At 65.8% G+C, this 19,737-nt stretch carries 36 protein-coding genes; 6 read left to right on the forward strand and 30 right to left on the reverse strand.

The window, feature by feature from the left end; translation table 11 throughout:
* Nucleotides 1-10: 10 nt before the first annotated feature.
* Together PKE44_RS01095 and PKE44_RS01100 are read right to left on the reverse strand one after the other, a co-directional pair.
* Nucleotides 11-562 (reverse strand): lysophospholipid acyltransferase family protein, encoded by a 552-nt coding sequence (locus tag PKE44_RS01095; RefSeq protein WP_324547811.1) that lies wholly within the window; start codon nt 560-562, stop codon nt 11-13.
* Nucleotides 563-603: 41 nt separating this feature from the next.
* Nucleotides 604-1,329, reverse strand: coding sequence for a phosphoadenylyl-sulfate reductase (locus PKE44_RS01100; RefSeq protein WP_324547812.1), 726 nt, complete (start codon nt 1,327-1,329; stop codon nt 604-606).
* Nucleotides 1,330-1,583: 254 nt separating this feature from the next.
* On the opposite strand from PKE44_RS01100, the gene PKE44_RS01105 reads away from it, so the two are divergent.
* The 6 genes from PKE44_RS01105 (at nt 1,584) to PKE44_RS01130 (ending at nt 5,787) form a co-directional block, all read left to right on the forward strand.
* The gene (locus PKE44_RS01105; RefSeq protein WP_324547813.1) at nt 1,584-2,243 is read left to right on the forward strand and encodes a protein-L-isoaspartate O-methyltransferase; all 660 of its coding nucleotides are present in this window, start codon (nt 1,584-1,586) and stop codon (nt 2,241-2,243) included.
* A gap of 12 nt (nt 2,244-2,255) precedes the next feature.
* Nucleotides 2,256-2,576: a rhodanese-like domain-containing protein gene (locus tag PKE44_RS01110; protein WP_324547814.1), complete on the forward strand. Its 321-nt coding sequence runs from the start codon at nt 2,256-2,258 to the stop codon at nt 2,574-2,576.
* Between the two features lie 114 nt (nt 2,577-2,690).
* Nucleotides 2,691-4,004, forward strand: coding sequence for a TolC family outer membrane protein (locus PKE44_RS01115; protein ID WP_324547815.1), 1,314 nt, complete (start codon nt 2,691-2,693; stop codon nt 4,002-4,004).
* Between the two features lie 8 nt (nt 4,005-4,012).
* Complete coding sequence (locus PKE44_RS01120; protein ID WP_324547816.1) at nt 4,013-4,630, forward strand: HAD family hydrolase; 618 nt, start codon at nt 4,013-4,015, stop codon at nt 4,628-4,630.
* Between the two features lie 34 nt (nt 4,631-4,664).
* Entirely contained in the window at nt 4,665-5,495 is an 831-nt protein-coding gene (gene nadC, locus PKE44_RS01125; protein ID WP_324547817.1) for a carboxylating nicotinate-nucleotide diphosphorylase, read from the forward strand.
* A gap of 82 nt (nt 5,496-5,577) precedes the next feature.
* A complete protein-coding gene (locus PKE44_RS01130; protein ID WP_324547818.1) occupies nt 5,578-5,787 on the forward strand; it encodes a hypothetical protein in 210 nt (69 codons plus the stop codon).
* 94 nt (nt 5,788-5,881) lie between these two features.
* Here PKE44_RS01130 and rplQ read toward each other — a convergent pair whose 3' ends face one another.
* From rplQ to rpsJ, 28 genes are all read right to left on the reverse strand, one after another.
* Nucleotides 5,882-6,256: a 50S ribosomal protein L17 gene (rplQ, locus tag PKE44_RS01135; protein WP_324547819.1), complete on the reverse strand. Its 375-nt coding sequence runs from the start codon at nt 6,254-6,256 to the stop codon at nt 5,882-5,884.
* A gap of 79 nt (nt 6,257-6,335) precedes the next feature.
* Nucleotides 6,336-7,343: a DNA-directed RNA polymerase subunit alpha gene (gene rpoA, locus PKE44_RS01140; protein ID WP_324547820.1), complete on the reverse strand. Its 1,008-nt coding sequence runs from the start codon at nt 7,341-7,343 to the stop codon at nt 6,336-6,338.
* A gap of 19 nt (nt 7,344-7,362) precedes the next feature.
* Nucleotides 7,363-7,983: a 30S ribosomal protein S4 gene (rpsD, locus tag PKE44_RS01145; RefSeq protein ID WP_324547821.1), complete on the reverse strand. Its 621-nt coding sequence runs from the start codon at nt 7,981-7,983 to the stop codon at nt 7,363-7,365.
* A gap of 14 nt (nt 7,984-7,997) precedes the next feature.
* Nucleotides 7,998-8,387: a 30S ribosomal protein S11 gene (gene rpsK, locus PKE44_RS01150; protein ID WP_324547822.1), complete on the reverse strand. Its 390-nt coding sequence runs from the start codon at nt 8,385-8,387 to the stop codon at nt 7,998-8,000.
* Nucleotides 8,388-8,434: 47 nt separating this feature from the next.
* Nucleotides 8,435-8,791, reverse strand: coding sequence for a 30S ribosomal protein S13 (gene rpsM / locus PKE44_RS01155; RefSeq protein ID WP_324547823.1), 357 nt, complete (start codon nt 8,789-8,791; stop codon nt 8,435-8,437).
* A gap of 92 nt (nt 8,792-8,883) precedes the next feature.
* Nucleotides 8,884-8,997 carry a 50S ribosomal protein L36 gene (gene rpmJ, locus PKE44_RS01160; protein WP_324547824.1) on the reverse strand — a complete coding sequence of 38 codons (114 nt, stop codon included), beginning with the start codon at nt 8,995-8,997 and terminating at the stop codon, nt 8,884-8,886.
* Nucleotides 8,998-9,077: 80 nt separating this feature from the next.
* Nucleotides 9,078-10,403 carry a preprotein translocase subunit SecY gene (gene secY, locus PKE44_RS01165; RefSeq protein ID WP_324547825.1) on the reverse strand — a complete coding sequence of 442 codons (1,326 nt, stop codon included), beginning with the start codon at nt 10,401-10,403 and terminating at the stop codon, nt 9,078-9,080.
* A 5-nt stretch (nt 10,404-10,408) separates the two neighbouring features.
* Complete coding sequence (rplO, locus tag PKE44_RS01170) at nt 10,409-10,843, reverse strand: 50S ribosomal protein L15 (protein WP_324547826.1); 435 nt, start codon at nt 10,841-10,843, stop codon at nt 10,409-10,411.
* Nucleotides 10,844-10,845: 2 nt separating this feature from the next.
* Entirely contained in the window at nt 10,846-11,031 is a 186-nt protein-coding gene (gene rpmD / locus PKE44_RS01175; RefSeq protein ID WP_324547827.1) for a 50S ribosomal protein L30, read from the reverse strand.
* A 3-nt stretch (nt 11,032-11,034) separates the two neighbouring features.
* Nucleotides 11,035-11,544 (reverse strand): 30S ribosomal protein S5, encoded by a 510-nt coding sequence (rpsE, locus tag PKE44_RS01180; protein WP_324547828.1) that lies wholly within the window; start codon nt 11,542-11,544, stop codon nt 11,035-11,037.
* Nucleotides 11,545-11,555: 11 nt separating this feature from the next.
* On the reverse strand, nt 11,556-11,909 hold the full coding sequence (gene rplR / locus PKE44_RS01185) for a 50S ribosomal protein L18 (RefSeq protein WP_324547829.1): 354 nt from the start codon (nt 11,907-11,909) through the stop codon (nt 11,556-11,558).
* Between the two features lie 11 nt (nt 11,910-11,920).
* On the reverse strand, nt 11,921-12,454 hold the full coding sequence (rplF, locus tag PKE44_RS01190) for a 50S ribosomal protein L6 (RefSeq protein ID WP_324547830.1): 534 nt from the start codon (nt 12,452-12,454) through the stop codon (nt 11,921-11,923).
* 20 nt (nt 12,455-12,474) lie between these two features.
* Nucleotides 12,475-12,870, reverse strand: coding sequence for a 30S ribosomal protein S8 (gene rpsH / locus PKE44_RS01195; RefSeq protein WP_324547831.1), 396 nt, complete (start codon nt 12,868-12,870; stop codon nt 12,475-12,477).
* Nucleotides 12,871-12,985: 115 nt separating this feature from the next.
* The gene (gene rpsN / locus PKE44_RS01200; protein WP_324547832.1) at nt 12,986-13,291 is read right to left on the reverse strand and encodes a 30S ribosomal protein S14; all 306 of its coding nucleotides are present in this window, start codon (nt 13,289-13,291) and stop codon (nt 12,986-12,988) included.
* Nucleotides 13,292-13,305: 14 nt separating this feature from the next.
* Nucleotides 13,306-13,845: a 50S ribosomal protein L5 gene (gene rplE, locus PKE44_RS01205; RefSeq protein ID WP_324547833.1), complete on the reverse strand. Its 540-nt coding sequence runs from the start codon at nt 13,843-13,845 to the stop codon at nt 13,306-13,308.
* Between the two features lie 10 nt (nt 13,846-13,855).
* Complete coding sequence (rplX, locus tag PKE44_RS01210; RefSeq protein ID WP_324547834.1) at nt 13,856-14,173, reverse strand: 50S ribosomal protein L24; 318 nt, start codon at nt 14,171-14,173, stop codon at nt 13,856-13,858.
* Nucleotides 14,174-14,193: 20 nt separating this feature from the next.
* A complete protein-coding gene (gene rplN, locus PKE44_RS01215; protein WP_324547835.1) occupies nt 14,194-14,562 on the reverse strand; it encodes a 50S ribosomal protein L14 in 369 nt (122 codons plus the stop codon).
* Nucleotides 14,563-14,602: 40 nt separating this feature from the next.
* Nucleotides 14,603-14,866: a 30S ribosomal protein S17 gene (gene rpsQ, locus PKE44_RS01220; RefSeq protein ID WP_324547836.1), complete on the reverse strand. Its 264-nt coding sequence runs from the start codon at nt 14,864-14,866 to the stop codon at nt 14,603-14,605.
* On the reverse strand, nt 14,863-15,048 hold the full coding sequence (gene rpmC / locus PKE44_RS01225; protein WP_324547837.1) for a 50S ribosomal protein L29: 186 nt from the start codon (nt 15,046-15,048) through the stop codon (nt 14,863-14,865). The genes rpsQ and rpmC overlap by 4 nt, the downstream gene beginning before the upstream one ends.
* Entirely contained in the window at nt 15,048-15,461 is a 414-nt protein-coding gene (gene rplP, locus PKE44_RS01230; protein WP_324547838.1) for a 50S ribosomal protein L16, read from the reverse strand. The genes rpmC and rplP overlap by 1 nt, the downstream gene beginning before the upstream one ends.
* A 78-nt stretch (nt 15,462-15,539) precedes the next feature.
* Nucleotides 15,540-16,214, reverse strand: a complete 675-nt coding sequence (gene rpsC / locus PKE44_RS01235; RefSeq protein ID WP_324547839.1) for a 30S ribosomal protein S3 — start codon at nt 16,212-16,214, stop codon at nt 15,540-15,542.
* Between the two features lie 14 nt (nt 16,215-16,228).
* Nucleotides 16,229-16,561 (reverse strand): 50S ribosomal protein L22, encoded by a 333-nt coding sequence (rplV, locus tag PKE44_RS01240; protein ID WP_324547840.1) that lies wholly within the window; start codon nt 16,559-16,561, stop codon nt 16,229-16,231.
* A gap of 12 nt (nt 16,562-16,573) precedes the next feature.
* Entirely contained in the window at nt 16,574-16,846 is a 273-nt protein-coding gene (gene rpsS, locus PKE44_RS01245) for a 30S ribosomal protein S19 (RefSeq protein WP_324547841.1), read from the reverse strand.
* Nucleotides 16,847-16,864: 18 nt separating this feature from the next.
* Complete coding sequence (gene rplB, locus PKE44_RS01250) at nt 16,865-17,689, reverse strand: 50S ribosomal protein L2 (RefSeq protein ID WP_324547842.1); 825 nt, start codon at nt 17,687-17,689, stop codon at nt 16,865-16,867.
* 29 nt (nt 17,690-17,718) lie between these two features.
* Nucleotides 17,719-18,018, reverse strand: coding sequence for a 50S ribosomal protein L23 (gene rplW / locus PKE44_RS01255; RefSeq protein ID WP_324547843.1), 300 nt, complete (start codon nt 18,016-18,018; stop codon nt 17,719-17,721).
* Nucleotides 18,015-18,635: a 50S ribosomal protein L4 gene (gene rplD, locus PKE44_RS01260; protein WP_324547844.1), complete on the reverse strand. Its 621-nt coding sequence runs from the start codon at nt 18,633-18,635 to the stop codon at nt 18,015-18,017. The genes rplW and rplD overlap by 4 nt, the downstream gene beginning before the upstream one ends.
* 9 nt (nt 18,636-18,644) lie before the next feature.
* Nucleotides 18,645-19,289: a 50S ribosomal protein L3 gene (gene rplC / locus PKE44_RS01265; RefSeq protein WP_324547845.1), complete on the reverse strand. Its 645-nt coding sequence runs from the start codon at nt 19,287-19,289 to the stop codon at nt 18,645-18,647.
* 81 nt (nt 19,290-19,370) lie between these two features.
* Nucleotides 19,371-19,682 (reverse strand): 30S ribosomal protein S10, encoded by a 312-nt coding sequence (gene rpsJ / locus PKE44_RS01270; RefSeq protein ID WP_324547846.1) that lies wholly within the window; start codon nt 19,680-19,682, stop codon nt 19,371-19,373.
* Between the last annotated feature and the right edge of the window lie 55 nt (nt 19,683-19,737).

Genomic DNA, 19,737 nt, shown 5'->3' on the forward strand with positions numbered 1-19,737 from the left:
CGGCCGGACCTCAGCGCTCGTACGGCTGGTAGAACGCCCGGATCGCCATCAGATCGGCATCGAGATCGCCGCTCGTGTGCATGGCCGGCCCCAACCCGACCACCTTGTTCCGCCAGTCGATGTAGCCGAGCACGACCGGCACGCCGGCAGCATCGGCGATGTGCCAGAAGCCGGTCTTCCAGCGCACCCCGCGCCTGCGGGTGCCTTCCGGAGCGATGACCAGAATCAGCTGCTCATGCGCACGGAAGGCCTCCACGGCCGTCTCGACCAGGCCATTCGTGCGGGTGCGATCGACGGCCACACCGCCGAGCCACATCATCAGCCAGCCGAGCGGGCCGCAGAACAGTGTGTGCTTGCCGAGCCAGACCAGCCGCAGCCGGTGATGCAGCGCCAGCGCCAGCATCAGGCAGAAGTCCCAGTTCGAGGTGTGCGGCGCACCGATGGCGACGCAACTGCCGGCGGGCGGCTGACCGGCGCAGCGCCAGCCGGCGAGCGCAAGCAGCCAGCCGGAAACGGCCGCGAGCCGCGCGCTGGCGGTGAGACGGGTGGGATGGATACGCATGCCGACGCGCTCCGGCTTCAGGAGCGCGTCAGTCTAGGGATTCAGACGTGCTCGTGCAGACCGCACTCGCGCTTGAGGCCGAAGAAGCGCGTTTCTTCCTCGGTCATGCCATCGGCCAGACGCGTGGTCGTGTGCACGTCGCCGATTGACACGTAGCCCTGCTCCCAGAGCGGGTGGTAGGGCAGATCATGGCGGCGCAGGTACATGCCGACGTCACGGTCGGTCCAGTCGATGATCGGATGCACCTTCAGGCGGCCATTGCGCGGCAGCGCCACCGACAGGCCCGAACGGCTCTTCGCCTGCTGGCGGCGCAGCCCGGCGATCCAGGCCTGGGCCTGCAGTTCATCGAGTGCGCGCTGCATCGGCTCGACCTTGTTGATGCGGTTGTAGTGCTCGATGCCTTCGAGCCCCTGCTCCCACAGCCGGCCGTAACGCGCCTCCTGCCAGGCCGGCGACAGCGGCGAGCGGTAGATGTGCAGGTTGAGCTTCAGCCGTTCGGTCAGATCCTCGACGAAGCGGTAGGTCTCCGGGAACAGATAACCGGTATCGACCAGGATGACCGGAATCCCCGGCAGCACCCGGGTCGCCATGTGCAGGCTGACCGCCGCCTGGGCACCGAAGCTGGACGACAGCACCAGTGCGTCGCCGAAGCGCCCGGCCGCCCATTCCATGCGCTGTTCGGCACTCATCGCTTCGAGACGCAGGTTGAGCGCATCGAGTGCAGGACCACTCGCGAGCAATTCCTGCCAGTCGCCATGTTCGCTCATCGGTGTCTCTCCCAGCCGAACAACTGCCTGTTATCAGATGGCGCGCACGATACCGGAGCCGCTTTAAAACCAAAAGTAATCAATGCGGATATGCTTATTCCATCCGGCATCAGCAGAGCACGCTTCCCGCCGACCCGCGCCGCTGAACCGTCCACACTGAGCCGAGCCGGTGGCGCTCCCGCCTGTGATACACTCCCCCGCCTCCTGTGGCGCAGCGGCGCCTGAACCCTTCCGGCTTCCTAGGGATTTCGATGATGAGCGACATGAACTTCGAGCAGGCCCGCTTCAACATGATCGAACAGCAGATCCGCCCCTGGGAGGTGCTGGATCAGCAGGTGCTGGAAGTCCTCGCGAAAATCCGGCGCGAAGCCTTCGTACCCGAGCAGTACCGCCAGCTCGCGTTTTCGGACATCCGCATTCCGCTCGGCCACGGCGAGACGATGATGAATCCGAACGTTGAAGGCCGGCTGCTGCAGGCCCTCTCGGTGCGTCCCGAAGACCGCATCCTCGAAATCGGCACCGGCTCCGGCTACGTCACGGCCTGTCTCGCCACGCTCGGCTCCAGCGTGCTGTCGGTCGACATCCACGCTGATTTCACTGAAACCGCGCAGGCCCGGCTGCAGGCTGCCGGCCTGCACAATGTGCAGCTGCAGACCGGCGATGCCGCGCGCGGCTGGGGCAACCTGCGCTACGACGTGATCGCGATCACCGGAGCCCTGCCGGTGCTCGACCCGCTCTGGCGCGACCTGCTGACCGTCAGCGGCCGCCTGTTCGCGGTGGTCGGCACGGCGCCGATCATGGAAGCGATCCTGGTGACCCGCGTCGGCGAGCAGGAATGGACGAGCGAGAGCCTGTTCGAGACCGAACTGCCCTGCCTGCTGAATTCAGCCCGCCCGCCCGTTTTCACGTTCTGAGCCAGCCTCGCCATGCGTCAGCTCGATCCGCTGGAACTGATCACCTGGCGGCGCGGACTGCAGGAAAAACCCCAGTACCTCGACGTGCGCGAACGCTGGGAGTTCGCGCTGTGCCGGCTGGAAGATTCGATCAACATACCGCTCGGCGAACTCGCCGAGCGGTATGACGAGATCGACGGCGAACGACCGGTGGTCTGCATCTGCCACCATGGCATCCGCAGCCTGCACGCAGCCAGCTTTCTTGAGCACGAAGGTTTCGTCGAGGTGGTGAATCTGGCCGGCGGCATCGATGCCTGGGCGAGACTGGCAGACCCTGCCGTACCCCGGTACTGATGCCGGCATTGACGAATGGATCGCGCCATTGCCCGTATACCCCGACGCCTGCATGACGTGAGGCCTCTAGGTCATGCCACCCTGTCTCCCTTGCTCGCCGCATGATGGATCGCCATGAACCGCCGCCACCCTCCTGCCCTGCTCGTCGGCCTGCTGCTGGCCTGTTTCGCCATCGAAGCCCCGGCGGTCGACCTGCTGCAGGTATACCGGGATGCCAAGGACGGCGATCCGCAGTTGCGCGCTGCCGACGCCAGCCGGCAGGCTGCCGGTGAGAACAAGCCCCAGGCCGTTGCCAACCTGCTGCCACAGATCGGTGCCTCGCTCGAGCGGGATCACGACTCCGCCGTACGCGGCCTGAACGGGGTTTCGTCGTACAACTCGCACAGCTACGGCGTCACGCTCACCCAGCCGATTTTCCGCAAGGAAAACTACGTCCAGCTGCGGCGGGCCGATGCACTGGTCGGCCAGGCCGAAGCCGATTATGCCGATGCCGACCAGCAGTTCCTGCTGCGGGTCGCCACGCGTTATTTCACCGTGCTCGCCTCGCTCGACAACCTGCGCTTCGCGCGCGCCGAAAAGGATGCCGTCGCCCGCGAGCTGGAACAGGCCCGGCGGCGCTTTGACGTGGGTCTGGTCACCGTCGTCGACGTGCAGGAAGCGCAGGCCCGTCATGACCTGACGGTCGCGCAGGAAATCACCGCCGAAAACACGCTCGAAGACGCTCGCGAAGCCCTGCGCGTCGTCACCGGCCAGGAATACGGGCCGCTCGATGAACTCGGCGAGCGCATGCCGCTGAAGATGCCGGATCCGGCCCGCGTCGATCCATGGATCGACCGCGCCCTGGCCAACAATCCGACGCTGCGCTCGGCACTGCAGGCGGCCGATGCCGCCAAGGAAACCGTCGACCTGCAGCGTGCCGGCCATTATCCGTCGCTCGACCTGGTCGCCAGCCATTACGACAACGATTTCGGCCCGCGCGGCGGCGATCTGTCCGGCAACCGCGTCGGAATCCAGGTGAATATCCCGCTGTTCCAGGGCGGGGCCGTGACCTCGCGCACCCGGCAGGCAGCCTACCAGCACGAAGCGGCACGCGAGCAGGTCGAGGCCACGCAGCGTGACATCGTCCGCCAGGTCCGCAACGCCCATCGTGGCCAGCAGGCAGCGATCAGTCAGGTCAAGGCCCTGAAGCAGGCGCTGGTGTCGAACCGCAGCTCGCTCGATGCCACGCGCGCCGGCCTCGATGTCGGCACGCGCACGATCGTCGACGTGCTCGATGCCGAGCGCGAGCTGTACCGGGCCGAACGCGACTACGCCAAGGCACGCTACGACTACGTGCTGAACCGCCTGCTGCTGAAGCAGGCAGCCGGCGACCTCGGCGAAGCCGATCTGGTCGAGATCAACGCCTGGCTGCAGCGTCCGAAATCCTGACCCGAGCCGTGCTGCCGCCCCTGACGCGTCACCACTGGATTTTCGATCTCGACGGCACGCTGACGGTTGCGGTCCATGACTTTCCGGCGATGCGCCGCCGGCTCGGCATTCCCGGGCACGTCGACATCATCGACTGGATCGACACCCGCGGCGCAGCCGAAGCCGCGCGCCTGCATCGGGCCCTCGATGCCATCGAACACGAATACGCGAGCCTCGCACGCGCGGCGGAGGGTATGCCCGAACTGCTCGCGGCCCTGGAAACGGCCGGCTGCCGGCTGGGACTGCTGACCCGCAATACCCGCGAGGTCGCCGGGCAGGTGTTGCGAAGGCTCGGTGTGGATCGGCATTTTGCCGAAGAAACATTGTTCGGCCGGCACGAAGCGCCGCCCAAGCCGCGACCGGACGGCATCTCCCGACTGCTGCAGCACTGGCAGGCCGAAGCCGGCGATACCGTCATGGTCGGCGATCACCTGCATGACCTGCTGAGCGGACGCGCAGCCGGCACCGCAACCGTGCTGATCAGCCCCGGCGATCCGCCACCGGACTGGCGCATCCACATCGACTGTCACTTCGGCAGTCCGGGCCAGCTGCTCGCCGGCTGGCTCGCTGCCCGCCCTCCCACATAAGTAGTAGTAGCCGCCCCCCGGAGACGAACGCGTCATGAATGCCGCCGACATCGCTGCCCAGGTCCGCGCTGCGCTTGCCGAGGACATCGGCAGCGGCGATCTGACCGCCGACCTGATTCCGGCCACGAATCGCGCCGAAGCCACGGTCATCGCCCGCGAGCCTGCCGTGATCTGCGGTGTGGCCTGGTTCGACGAGGTGTTCCGCCAGATCGATCCGTCGATCCGCATCGACTGGCGGGTCCGGGATGGCGAACGGGTGAGTGCCGATCAGCTGTTATGCACGCTGCACGGCCCGTCGCGAGCGCTGCTGAGCGGTGAACGCACGGCGCTGAACTTCCTGCAGACCCTGTCGGGCACGGCGAGCCTGGCGAAGCGTTATGCCGAAGCCGTGGCCGGAACCGGCGCCACCGTGCTCGACACCCGCAAGACCCTGCCCGGCCTGCGCCTCGCCCAGAAGTACGCCGTGCGCTGTGGCGGCTGCAGCAACCACCGCATCGGGCTCTATGACGCGATCCTGATCAAGGAGAACCACATCATGGCGGCCGGCTCGATCACGGCGGCCGTCACCCAAGCCCGTGCCTTGCATCCCGGCATCAGGATCGAGGTCGAGGTCGAGACGGCCGAGGAACTCGCCGAGGCGGTGGCCTGCACCCCCGACGTGATCATGCTCGACAACCATGACGTGCCGCGCATGCGCGAGGCGGTGGCCTTCGTCGCCGGACGCATTCCGCTGGAGGCCTCGGGCAACATCAGTCTGGACACGATCCGCGCCTATGCGGAAACCGGCGTCGATTACATCTCCGTCGGCGGACTGACCAAGGACGTGCGCGCCCTCGATCTGTCGATGCGCTTTCGCAGCCGCTGACCGGCACCGCTCGCGTCATACGGACGTCATCGCCGCCCGCAATGATGGCGGGGTTCAGCCACGATCCCGGACTACCGCCATCATGCCCCCTGCCCCTGCCCTGCCGATCACCACCGACCCCGCTGCTTCGACCCTGCGGCGGCTGCGGCTCAGCGACGAGATTGCCTTTCTCGAATCGCGGCTCGCAGAGATGGGCCACGGCGGTGACTGCGCGTACGAACACGCGCTGAGCCGTGCCTACACCGATCGCCTGATCGAACGCCGCCAGGAGCTGTCGCGACTCCTGCACTGAAAACCCGCGCCAGGCCCGGCCCATGAGAAACGGCCAGTAAAAAACCGGGCGATGCCCGGTTTTTTATTTTCGAAGCGATGAAGAACGCCCCGGATCACTCGGCGGCGGCAGCCGGACGATCGACCAGTTCGACGTAGGCCATCGGCGCGTTGTCGCCGGCGCGGAAGCCGCACTTCAGGATGCGCAGGTAACCACCCGGACGCGTGGTGTAGCGCGGACCGAGTTCGTTGAACAGCTTGGTCACGGCGTCGCGATCCCGCAGGCGCGCAAAAGCCAGACGGCGACCGGCCACGCTGTCGGACTTGGCGAGGGTGATCAGCGGCTCGGCGACCCGGCGCAGTTCCTTGGCCTTTGGCAGCGTGGTCTTGATCAGCTCGTGGGCGATCAGCGACGCGGTCATGTTCCGGAACATCGCGTCGCGATGGCTGCTGGTGCGATTCAGCTTACGACCAGATTTGCGATGACGCATGGTGGTGATTCCTTGAATGGATTCAGGGGGCGCCCAAGGCGCGGGGAAGCGGCCCTGCGGCGACTTCCCCGCGCTGCGATCAGGCGCTCGCCCGATCGTCGGCCTTGTCGCCGGCGAGCTGCGGCGGCGGCCAGTTTTCGAGCTTCATGCCGAGCGAGAGGCCGTGCGAGGCCAGCACGTCCTTGATCTCGGTCAGCGACTTCTTGCCGAGATTCGGCGTCTTCAGCAGTTCCACCTCGGTGCGCTGGATCAGGTCACCGATGTAGTAGATGCTTTCGGCCTTCAGGCAGTTGGCCGAACGCACGGTCAGTTCGAGGTCGTCGACCGGGCGCAGCAGGATCGGGTCGATGTCGACCTGCTGCGGCGCCGGCTCGGCTTCTTCCTTGCCCTTGAGATCGACGAACACCGACAGCTGATCGAGCAGGATGCGGGCCGCAGCACGGATCGCCTCTTCCGGATCCACCGTGCCGTTGGTCTCGAGTTCGATGACCAGCTTGTCGAGGTTGGTGCGCTGTTCGACGCGCGCCGCCTCGACCTTGTAGCTGACGCGGTTGATCGGGCTGAACGAGGCATCGAGCTGCAGCCGGCCGATCGGACGGCTCTCGTCCTCGGCAACCAGGCGCTGCGTCGCCGGCTCGTAGCCGCGGCCCTTGGCGACCCGCAGCTTCATGCCGAGCTCGATTTCCTTGTTCAGCGTCGCGATGACGTGATTCGGATTGACGATCTCGACCGCGTGCGTGGTCTGCACGTCGGCGGCGAGCACCGGGCCCGGCCCGCGCTTGCGCAGGCTCAGCGTCGCCTCGGTGTCGCCATGCATGACGATGGCGAGCCCCTTGAGGTTCAGCAGCAGGTCGATGACGTCTTCCTGCACGCCCTCGATCGCCGAGTACTCATGCAGCACGCCTTCGATCTCGCACTCCACGACCGCGGCACCCGGAATCGACGACAGCAGGATCCGACGCAGGGCATTGCCGAGGGTGTGGCCGAAACCGCGTTCCAGCGGTTCGAGCGTCACCCGCGCGCGCTTGTCATCGATGCGTTCGACATCGACGATGCGCGGCTTCAGAAAATCAAAGGAGCCCGACATCTGCGATCTTCCCCCGGGATTACTTCGAGTAGAGCTCGACGACCAGCGACTCGTTGATGTCGGCAGGCAGATCGGCACGATCCGGCACGCGCTTGAACACGCCGCTCATCTTGCCGGTGTCCACGTCGATCCAGTCGGCGAAGCCACGGCTCTTGGCGAGTTCCAGCGACTGCTGGATGCGCGCCTGATTGCGCGACTTCTCGCGCACCGCGACCACGTCGGAGGCCTTGACGGCGTAGGACGGCACGTTGATCGCCTCGCCATTGACGACGATGGCCTTGTGCGACACCAGCTGGCGCGCTTCGGAGCGGGTCGCACCGAAGCCCATGCGGAAGACGACGTTGTCGAGACGCGTCTCCAGCAGGCGCAGCAGGTTCTCGCCGGTCGAGCCCTTGCGGCGCGCGGCTTCCTGATAGTAGCGACGGAACTGCCGCTCCAGCACGCCGTAGATGCGGCGCAGCTTCTGCTTCTCGCGCAGCTGCAGGCCGTAATCCGACAGGCGACCGCGACGGGCGCCGTGCTGACCGGGGGCACGCTCCAGGTTGCACTTGGATTCGAGCGCGCGGGCAGCGGACTTGAGCTGCAGGTCGACGCCTTCGCGACGGCTCAGCTTGCACTTCGGACCGATGTATCTCGCCACGACGATATTCCTCGTTAGACCCGGCGCTTCTTCGGGGGACGGCAGCCGTTATGCGGAATCGGCGTGACATCCATGATGTTCGTGATCTTGAAGCCCTGCGCGTTCAGCGCACGCACGGCCGACTCGCGGCCGGGACCGGGCCCGTTGACGTTGACCTCGAGATTCTTGAGGCCGAATTCCTTGACGACCGCACCGGCGCGCTCGGCCGCGACCTGCGCAGCGAACGGCGTGCTCTTGCGCGAGCCGCGGAAACCGGAACCACCGGCGGTGGCCCATGCCAGCGTGTTGCCCTGGCGGTCGGTGATGGTGATGATCGTGTTGTTGAACGACGCGTGGACGTGCGCAATGCCGTCGACGACGTTCTTCTTGACGCGCTTGCGCGTCTTCACAGCGGGCTTGGCCATGAAGGGTACCTGTCAGCCTGATACGGTGGGTCGCCGGTCGCGGCGGCTTACTTCTTGACGGCGCGGCGCGGGCCCTTGCGGGTGCGGGCGTTGGTGCGCGTGCGCTGTCCGCGCAGCGGCAGGCCGCGACGGTGACGCAGGCCGCGATAGCAGCCGAGGTCCATGAGACGCTTGATGTTCATGGACACTTCGCGCCGCAGATCGCCTTCGACGACGAACTTCGCGACCTCGGCGCGCAGCGCCTCGACCTGTGCCTCGACCAGATCCTTGACCTTGGTCTCCGGCGCCACATCGGCAGCCGCACAGATCGCCTTCGCGCGCGTCTGGCCGATGCCGTAGATGGACTGCAACGCGATCACCGCGTGCTTGTTCACCGGAATGTTGATGCCTGCAATACGGGCCATGCCGAAACTCCCAAAATTTCGTACGCGCAAAGGCTGGCGCGTGAAACGCCGAAGAATAAACCGTTTCCCGAATTCGGGCAACGGCGTAGCGATCAGCCCTGACGCTGCTTGTGGCGGGCGTCCTTGCAGATCACGCGCACCACGCCTTCACGACGGATGATCTTGCAGTTGCGGCAGAGCTTCTTGACGGAGGCACGAACTTTCATCTGGATTCTCCCGGCGGCCGGCATCATCTGTGCTGCGGTCGCCAAATCATTGGTTGACTGGCCTGAAGATGCCGGCGCGGTCAGCGCAGGGCGCCACCGGCGCCGAAATTGGCCTTCTTCATCAGACTTTCGTACTGGTGCGACATCAGGTGGGCCTGGACCTGGGCCATGAAGTCCATGACCACGACCACGATGATCAGCAGCGAGGTGCCACCGAAGTAGAACGGCACCTTCCAGTACAGGATCAGGAACTCGGGCAGCAGGCACACGCCGGTGATGTAGATCGCTCCGGCCAGCGTCAGCCGCGTCAGCACCCGGTCGATGTAGGTGGCCGTCTGCGCCCCCGGACGGATGCCCGGAATGAACGCGCCCGACTTCTTCAGCTGGTCTGCGGTTTCCCGCGAGTTGAACACCAGCGCGGTGTAGAAGAAGCAGAAGAACACGATCAGCGTCGCATACAGCGCCACGTACAGCGGATGACCCGGGGCCAGCGTCGAACTGAGATCACGCAGCCAGCCCATGCCCGGCGTATTGCCGAACCACGAGCCGATCGTGGCCGGGAACAGGATCAGGCTCGACGCGAAGATCGGCGGGATCACGCCGGCCATGTTGAGCTTCAGCGGCAGATGGCTCGACTGCGCCGCATAGACCTTGCGGCCTTCCTGGCGCTTGGCGTAGTTGACGGTGATGCGCCGCTGGCCGCGCTCGACGAAGATCACCAGCGCAGTCACCACCAGCGCCACGACCAGCAGCGCGATCACCAGCAGCGCGTTCAGCTCGCCGGTGCGGGCGAGTTCGAGCGTGCCGCCGAGGGCTGCCGGCAGGCCGGCGACGATGCCGGCGAAGATCAGCATCGAGATGCCGTTGCCGATGCCGCGCTCGGTGACCTGTTCGCCCAGCCACATCAGGAACAGCGTGCCCGACACCAGCGTGATCGCCGAGATCGCCACGAAGCCGATGCCCGGATGCGGCACCACCGCCAGACCGCCGGCGCTCTGCCCCTGCAGCGCGATGCTGACGCCGACCGACTGGAAGGTCGCCAGCACGACCGTCAGGTAGCGCGTGTACTGCGTGATCTTGCGCCGCCCGGCATTGCCTTCCTTCTTCAGCCGCTCCAGCGTCGGCACGATCACCGTCATCAGCTGCACGATGATGGAAGCGGAGATGTACGGCATGATGCCGAGCGCAAAGATCGACAGCCGCTGCAGCGCGCCGCCCGAGAACATGTTGAACATGTCCAGGATCGTGCCGCGCTGCTGCTGGAACAGCTGCGCCATCGCGTGCGGGTCGATGCCGGGCACCGGGATGTGGGTACCGATGCGGAACACGATCAGCGCGCCGAGCAGGAACAGCAGGCGGGCGCGCAGTTCGGTCATCTTGCCGATCGAGGGCAGCGGTGCCGACATGGGACTTACTCTTCGACCTTGCCGCCCGCCGCTTCGATCGCGGCGCGCGCACCCCTGGTGACGGCCACGCCCTTGAGCGTGACGGCACGGCTCAGTTCACCGGACAGCACGACCTTCGCGAAGAGAGCCGGCTGCGCAACGATGCCGGCCGCCTTCAGGGCGTGGATGTCGATGACTTCGGCATCGATGCCGTTGAGCTCGTGCAGGCGCACCTCGGCGGTATCGCGCGCCGTCAGCGAACGGAAGCCGACCTTCGGCAGCCGGCGCTGCAGCGGCATCTGGCCGCCTTCGAAACCGACCTTGTGGAAGCCACCGGCACGCGAGTGCTGACCCTTGTGGCCGCGGCCGCAGGTCTTGCCCAGACCGGAACCGATGCCACGGCCGACGCGCTTGCCTTCCTGCCGGGCGCCTTCGCCCGGCTTCAGCGTATTCAGGCGCATGCTCAGGCCTCCTCGACCTTCAGCAGATACGACACCTTGTTGATCATGCCCCGGTTTTCCGGGGTATCGATCACGACGGTGCTGTGATGCATGCGGCGCAGTCCGAGACCGCGGACACAAGCCTTGTGTGCGGCCAGCCGACCGCTGGTGCTCTTGACGAGCGTGACCTTCACCTTGCTAGCGGACATGGCTCACCCCAGGATCTCTTCGACTTTCTTGCCGCGCTTGGCGGCGATGTAGTCCGGCGAGGCCATGCCCTTGAGCCCGTTGATCGTCGCGCGCACGACGTTGATCGGGTTGCGGGAACCGACGCACTTGGCCAGCACGTCCTTGACCCCGAGCACCTCGAACACGGCGCGCATCGCACCGCCGGCGATGATGCCGGTACCTTCCGAGGCCGGCTGCATGAACACGCGGGCCGCGCCGTGCTCGCCGTTCAGCGGGTGCTGCAGCGTGGTGCCGGCGAGCGCGATCGTGCTCATGTTCTTGCGCGCCTTCTCCATCGCCTTCTGGATCGCGACCGGCACTTCACGGGCCTTGCCGTAGCCGAAGCCGATGCGGCCCTGGCCATCGCCGACCACGGTCAGCGCCGTGAAGCCGAACTGCCGGCCGCCCTTGACGACCTTGGCGACACGGTTGACGGCGATCAGCTTCTCGTTCAGGCCATCGGTATTCTGCGAAGACTCGACATTCGTAGCCATGGACCCAACCCTTAGAACTGCAGTCCGTGCTCACGCGCCGCATCGGCGAGCGCCTGCACACGGCCGTGATACTTGAAACCGGAGCGGTCGAAGGCGACCTCGGAGATGCCGGCGGCCTTGGCCTTCTCGGCGATCGCCTTGCCCACGGCGCGGGCGGCCTCGATGTTGCCGGTGAACCCGAGTCCCTCGATCACGCCCTTTTCGAGCGTCGAGGCGGCAACCAGCGTCTGGCTGCCGTTCGGGGCGATGATCTGCGCGTAGATGTGCTTCGGCGTACGGTGCACGACCAGGCGCACGGCGCCCAGTTCGCGAATCTTCATCCGGGCACGCAGGCCCCGGCGGATGCGAGCAGCTTTCTTGTCCATTTCCGGGCCCCTTACTTCTTCTTCGCCTCTTTGAGGACGATGGTTTCGTCGGCGTACCGCACGCCCTTGCCCTTGTAGGGCTCCGGCGGACGGAAGGCGCGGATCTTGGCGGCGACCTGGCCGACCTTCTGCTTGTCGACGCCCTTGACGAGGATTTCGGTCTGCGTCGGGGTCTCGACGGTGATGCCCTGCGGCACGTCGAACACCACCGGATGCGAGAAGCCGAGCGTGAGGTTCAGCGCCGCACCCTGTGCCTGGGCGCGGTAACCGACGCCGACCAGTTGCAGCTTGCGCTCGAAGCCCTTGCTGACGCCGGTGACCATGTTGGCGACCAGCGCGCGCATCGTGCCGGCCATGGCGCGGTGTTCCGCGGCCTCGGACTGCGGCACGAGCTTGAGTTCATTGTTTTCGTGGACGATGGCCACCGTCGGGTGCAGTTCGAAATCCAGGGCACCCTTGGCACCCTTGACCGACACCTTGCGACCGTCGACCGCCACACTGACGCCGGCAGGCAGGGCCACCGGCTTCTTGGCAACGCGAGACATGACTCGATCTCCTTCCGGGTTCAGGCGACGACGCAGATGACTTCGCCGCCGTAGCCGGCAGCGCGCGCCGCGCGATCGGTCATGATGCCGTGGGACGTGGACACCACGGCAATGCCGAGGCCACCCATGACCTTGGGCAGCTCGTCACGGCCACGGAAGATGCGCAGGCCCGGACGGCTCACGCGCTGGATGGTCTCGATGACCGGGCGGCCCTGGTAGTACTTCAGGGCGATCGTCAGCTGCGGCTTGCCATCGACGTCGGTGATGGCGCACTCGCCGATGTAGCCTTCGTCGCTCAGCACCTTGGCGACGGCGGCCTTCAGCTTCGAGGCGGGCAGCGAAACCTGCTGCTTGCCGGCGGACTGGCCGTTGCGGATACGCGTCAGCATATCCGCGATGGGATCGGTCATGCTCATTGCTAAAGAACTCCAGTGGGTCAGTGTCAGGGCAGCCGGTGAACCTGTGCAGCCCCTCGACTTAAGACCTGGGTTGTGAAAAACGTGGGTTGCGCGAAAACGCGACGGACGGAACTTACCAGCTCGCCTTGCGCAGGCCCGGGATGTCGCCGCGCATCGCCGCTTCACGCAGCTTGTTACGCGACAGGCCGAACTTGCGGTAGAAGCCGTGCGGGCGGCCGGTCAGGCGGCAGCGGTTGCGCTGACGGCAGGGGCTGGCGTCACGCGGCAGCGCCTGCAGCTTCGCCTGCGCCTCGCGGCGGGCGTCGTCGGCAGTCGCGGGGCTGCGGATCAGCTCCTTGAGCTCGGCGCGCTTGGCGGCGTACTTCTGCACGAGGCGCGCACGCTTGACCTCGCGGTTGATCATGGACGTCTTGGCCACGGGATCGCGTCCTGTCAGTTGCGGAACGGAAAGCTGAAGGCTTCGAGCAGGGCACGGCCCTCCTCGTCGGTCTTCGCCGTCGTCGTGATGCAGATGTCCATGCCACGCACGGCATCGACGCGGTCGTAGTCGATCTCCGGGAACATGAGCTGTTCCTTGACACCGAAGCTGTAGTTGCCACGACCGTCGAAGCAGCGGCCGTTGATGCCGCGGAAGTCACGGATGCGCGGCAGCGCGATCGCGACCAGCCGGTCGAGGAACTCGTACATGCGGTCCCGGCGCAGCGTGACCTTGCAGCCGATCGGCCAGCCTTCGCGGATCTTGAAACCGGCCACCGACTTGCGCGCCAGCGTCACCACCGGCTTCTGGCCGGCGATCGCGGTCATGTCGGAAACGGCGTGCTCGATGACCTTCTTGTCGCCGACCGCCTCGCCCACGCCCATGTTGAGCGTGATCTTGGTGATGCGCGGCACTTGCATGACGTTCTGGTAGCCGAAGCGCTCGGTGAGCTTCTTGACCACGACGTCGCGATAGTGATCCTGCAGTCTTGCCATGTCTGTCGCCTCAGGCGTCCACGACTTCGTTGGTGGACTTGTAAAAACGCACCTTGCGGCCGTCTTCGAGCGTGCGGATGCCGACCCGGTCGGCCTTCTTGGTGACCGGATTGAACAGCGCCACGTTGGAGACGTGGATCGAGGCCTCGCGTTCGACGATGCCGCCGGCGACGCCCTTGGCCGGATTCGGCTTCTGGTGCTTCTTGATGAGGTTCACGCCTTCGACGACCACGCGCTCGGTGTCGAGCACGCGAACGATCTTGCCGGTGCGACCCTTGTCCTTGCCCGTGGTGACGATGACTTCGTCACCCTTCTTGATCTTGCGCATCGTGTTGCTCTCCGCGCTCCTCAGAGCACCTCGGGTGCCAGGGAGATGATCTTCATGAAGCGCTCGCTGCGCAGCTCGCGGGTCACGGGCCCGAAGATGCGGGTACCGATCGGCTCCAGCTTGTTGTTCAGCAGCACCGCGGCGTTGCCGTCGAAGCGGATCAGCGAGCCATCGGCCCGGCGCACACCCTTGCGGGTGCGCACGACGACGGCGTTGTAGACGTCGCCCTTCTTGACCTTGCCGCGCGGAATCGCTTCCTTGACGCTGACCTTGATGATGTCGCCGATCTGTGCATAGCGCCGGTGGGAACCACCGAGCACCTTGATGCACATCAGGCGACGGGCGCCGCTGTTGTCAGCGACGTCCAGACTCGTTTGCATCTGAATCATGACGTACGTCCCGATCCGTTAGGGTTGCAGGTGAGCCGGCTCACTGGCCGACCGGCGTCTCGATGCGGACCAGGCGCCAGGCCTTGGACTTCGAGATCGGCCGGCACTGCTCGATCGTGACCACATCGCCCTCGTGGCACTCGTTGTGCTCGTCATGGGCGTGCAGCTTGGTCGAACGGCGCACGAACTTGCCGTAGATCGGGTGCTTGACCAGACGCTCGATGACCACGGTGATGGTCTTGTCCATCTTGTTGCTGGACACGCGCCCGGTCAGCGTGCGCGACACCTTGTTCTCTTCGCTCATGCCTTTTCTCCGAGCACGGTCTTGACGCGGGCGATGTTGCGACGCACCTGAGCGAACAGGTGCGGCTTGGCGAGCTGCCCGGTCGCGCGCTGCATGCGGAGGTTGAATTGCTCCCGAAGCAGGGCCAGCAGCTCCTGCTTCAGCTCATCGGCGCTCTTGGCGCGCAGTTCACTGGCGTTCATCACATCACCGTCCGGCTGACAAACACGGTGGGCACGGGGAGCTTGGCGGCGGCGAGACGGAAGGCTTCGCGCGCGATCTCCTCGGCGACACCCTCGATCTCGTAGAGCACCTTGCCCGGCTGGATCTTGGCGACCCAGTACTCGACGTTGCCCTTGCCGCTGCCCATGCGCACTTCGAGCGGCTTCTGCGTGATCGGCACGTCCGGGAAGACGCGAATCCAGATCTTGCCGCCACGACGGACGTAGCGGCTGATCGCGCGGCGCGCGGCCTCGATCTGGCGGGCGGTGATGCGGGCACGCCCGACGCACTTCAGACCGTACTGACCGAAACTCACCTTGTTGCCGCTCTGCGCCAGACCGCGGTTGCGGCCCTTGCGCATCTTGCGGAACTTCGTTCTCTTCGGCTGTAACATCGTTATCCCCTGTCAGCTAAAAAAGGAACTCCGCGCCAGATGCGCGGAGCTCCCGTGCCTGTCTTGCAATTCGGGCAATCAGTTCGCGGACGCCTTTTCGGGCTTGGAATCGCCCTTGCTTTCCAGACCGAACACTTCGCCCTTGAAGACCCACACCTTGATGCCGATGACACCGTAGGTCGTGCCCGCCTCGGCGAACCCGTAGTCGATGTCGGCACGCAGGGTGTGCAGGGGAACGCGGCCTTCGCGATACCACTCGCTGCGCGCGATTTCCGCGCCGTTCAGGCGGCCCGAAATGTGTATCTTAATACCCTGGCCACCCAGTCGCATAGCGTTCGTGACCGCACGCTTCATTGCGCGGCGGAACATGATGCGACGCTCGAGCTGCTGCGCGACGCCTTCGGCGATCAGCTGCGCATCGAGTTCGGGCTTGCGGATTTCCTCGATGTTGATGTGCACCGGCACACCCATCATCGCGGAAACCTCCTTGCGCAGCGCCTCGATGTCCTCGCCCTTCTTGCCGATCACGACACCCGGACGGGCCGTGTGGATCGTGATGTGGGCGGTGCGGGCCGGGCGCTCGATCTGGATGCGGCTGACCGAGGCGTGCGAGAGCTTCTTCTTCAGGAACTTGCGGACTTCGAGATCCTGCTCCAGGAAGTCGGCGAAGTTCTTCGAATCGGCGTACCACTTCGCGGTCCAGTCGCTCGCGATGCCGAGACGGATGCCCGTCGGATGGACTTTCTGACCCATTTCGGTATCGCTCCTTACTGCTCGGCCACGGTCACGGTGATGTGACTGGTGCGCTTGACGATGCGGTTGCCGCGACCCTTGGCACGCGCATGCATGCGCTTGAGCTGCGGACCTTCGTCGACCTGGATCGCGCTGACCGTCAACTCGTCGACGTCGGCACCTTCATTGTGCTCGGCGTTGGCGATGGCGGATTCCAGCACGCCCTTGACCAGCCCCGCTGCCTTCTTGTTCGAGAAGGCGAGAAGCTGCAGCGCGCGACCGACCGGCAGGCCGCGGACCTGGTCGGCGACCAGACGGGCCTTCTGCGGCGAGATGCGCGCGTACTTGAGTTTGGCGAATGCCTGCATGACGGCCTCTCCTTAGCGCGACTTCTTGTCCGCGACGTGACCCTTGTAGGTACGCGTCGCGGCGAATTCGCCGAGCTTGTGGCCGATCATGTTCTCGGTGACCAGCACCGGGACATGCGCTTTGCCGTTATGGACCGCGATGGTCAGGCCGATCATGTTCGGCAGGACCATGGAGCGGCGCGACCAGGTCTTGATCGGCTTCTTGCTGTTCGTGGCCAGCGCCTCGTCCACCTTCTTCGCGAGGTGGAGGTCGACGAACGGGCCTTTCTTGATCGAACGGGGCACGATTCGGTTCCTCTGCGATTACTTCCCGCGACGGCGGACGATGAACGCATCCGTACGCTTGTTGGTACGGGTCTTGTAGCCCTTGGTCGGCACACCCCAGGGCGTGACCGGATGCCGGCCACCGGAGGTGCGGCCTTCGCCACCACCGTGCGGGTGATCGACCGGGTTCATGGCCACGCCGCGCACCGTCGGGCGCACGCCGCGCCAGCGCTTGGCGCCGGCCTTGCCGAGCGAACGCAGGTTGTGGTCTTCGTTGCCGACCTCACCGATCGTCGCCTTGCACTCGACGTGCACCTTGCGCATCTCGCCGGAGCGCAGGCGCAGCGTCGCATAGAGGCCCTCGCGGGCGACCAGCTGCACGCCGGCACCGGCACTGCGCGCGAGCTGCGCGCCCTTGCCGGGACGCATCTCGATGCAGTGCACGGTCGAACCGACCGGAATGTTGCGCAGCGGCAGCGCGTTGCCGACCTTGATCGGTGCGGCGGCGCCCGAGACGATCACGGCACCGGCCTGCAGGCCGCGCGGCGCGATGATGTAGCGACGCTCACCATCGGCGTACAGCACCAGCGCGATGTGCGCCGTGCGGTTCGGGTCGTACTCGATGCGTTCGACGCGCGCCGCGATGTTGTCCTTGTCACGCTTGAAGTCGACGAGGCGGTAGTGATGCTTGTGGCCACCACCCTGATGCCGGGTGGTGATGCGGCCGGCATTGTTGCGGCCGCCGGTCTTGGTCTGCTTCTCGAGCAGCGGGGCGTGGGGTTCGCCCTTGTGCAGGCCCGGGGTGGCGACCTTGACCACGAAACGCCGACCCGCAGAGGTCGGCTTCATCTTGACGATAGCCATGGGTGCTGACCTTTAGCTGTTCGGGGCCGTCACTCGCCGTTGCCCAGGAAGTCGATTTCCTGGCCTTCGGCGAGCGAGACATAAGCCTTCTTCCAGTCCGAACGCCGGCCCTGCATCGCGCCGAAACGCTTGCGCTTGCCCTTGACGTTCGCCACGGAAACCGACCGCACCTTGACGTTGAACAACATCTCGACCGCGCCCTTGATCTCGGGCTTGGTCGCGTCGGTCGCCACCTTGAACACCACCTGGTTGCCGGCTTCGGCCGCGCGCGCGCCCTTCTCGGACACATGCGGAGCGAGCAGCACCTTCAGCAGACGTTCCTGATTCATGCCAGCCGCTCCTCGACCCGCTTCAGGGCCCCCACGGTCATCACCACCTTGTCGAAACCGATCAGCGCGACCGGATTCAGACCGGCCACATCGCTGACGCCGGTACGGTGCAGGTTGCGGGCCGCCAGATACAGGTTCAGGTCGAGCGCCTCGGTCACGAACAGCACGCTGTCGGTACCGATGTCCTTCAGGCGCGAGACGACCAGCTTGGTCTTCGGCTCGGCCACGGACAGATCGTCGACGACGACCAGACGGTCCTGGCGCACCAGCTCGGAGAAGATCGAGCGCAGCGCGGCGCGGTACATCTTCTTGTTGAGCTTCTGCGAGTGATCCTGCGGACGGGCCGCGAAGGTCACGCCGCCGCTGCGCCAGATCGGGCTGTTGCTCGAACCCGAACGCGCACGGCCGGTGCCCTTCTGGCGCCACGGCTTGATGCCGCCGCCGGAAACTTCGCGCCGGCTCAGCTGCTTGCGCGTGCCCGCACGACCGCCGGCCATGTAGGCCACGACCGCCTGGTGCACGAGCGTTTCGTTGAATTCACGACCGAAGGCTTCATCGGCCACGGTCACGGTGTTGCCGGAGGCCTGGCCGCTCACGGTCTTGACGATGAGTTCCATGATGCCCCCTCAGCCGCGCGCCTTGACGGACGGACGCACGATCACGTCACCGCCCTTGGAGCCCGGCACCGCACCCTTGACGAGCAGCAGATTGCGCTCGGCATCGACACGGACGACCTCGAGATTCAGCGTGCAACGGCGCACCGCACCCATGTGACCCGCCATGCGCTTGCCCTTGAACACGCGACCCGGAGTCTGGTTCTGGCCGATCGAGCCCGGCGCGCGGTGCGAGACCGAGTTGCCATGGCTGTTGCGCTGGTGGTGGAAGTTGTGCCGCTTGATGCCGCCGGCGAAGCCCTTGCCGATCGTCGTGCCGGTCACGTCGACCTTCTGGCCGGCCGTGAACATGTCGACGGTCAGTTGCGCCCCGACGGACACGTCCGCGCCCTCGCCCTCGGCGAGACGGAACTCCCACAGACCGCGACCGGCTTCGGAGCCGGCCTTTGCGAAGTGACCGGCAGCCGCCTTGGTCACGCGCGTGGCGCGACGCTCGCCCGTCGTCACCTGCAGGGCGCGGTAACCATCGGTTTCCTCGCTCTTGACCTGCGTGACGCGGTTCGGCTCGACTTCGATGACGGTCACGGGTACGGCGACCCCGTCTTCCAGGAAGACGCGGGTCATACCGGCCTTGCGACCGATAAGTCCGATTGCCATTTTATTGCTCCCAAACGAAGGAAAACGGGTGAGAGGAGGGGGTGGCAGCCCCCTCATCACCCGGCGTGAAAGCGCGGAAGTTTAATTCAGCTTGATCTGGACGTCCACACCGGCGGCGAGATCGAGCTTCATCAGCGCGTCGACGGTCTTGTCGGTCGGATCGACGATGTCCATCAGGCGCTTGTGCGTGCGCAGCTCGTACTGGTCACGCGCGTCCTTGTTGACGTGCGGCGAGATCAGCACGGTGTAGATCTCGTGCTTGCTCGGCAGCGGGATCGGGCCGCGGACCTGGGCGCCGGTGCGCTTGGCGGTCTCGACGATTTCGCGCGCCGACTGATCGATCAGCCGGTGATCGAAAGCCTTGAGGCGGATACGGATGCGCTGGTTGGCCATGGCTTACTCCAGGACCTTGGCGACGACGCCGGCGCCGACGGTGCGACCGCCCTCG

Origin of the sequence: Plasticicumulans sp., assembly GCF_035331805.1 — a bacterium.
Classification (GTDB): Bacteria; Pseudomonadota; Gammaproteobacteria; order Competibacterales; family Competibacteraceae; genus Plasticicumulans.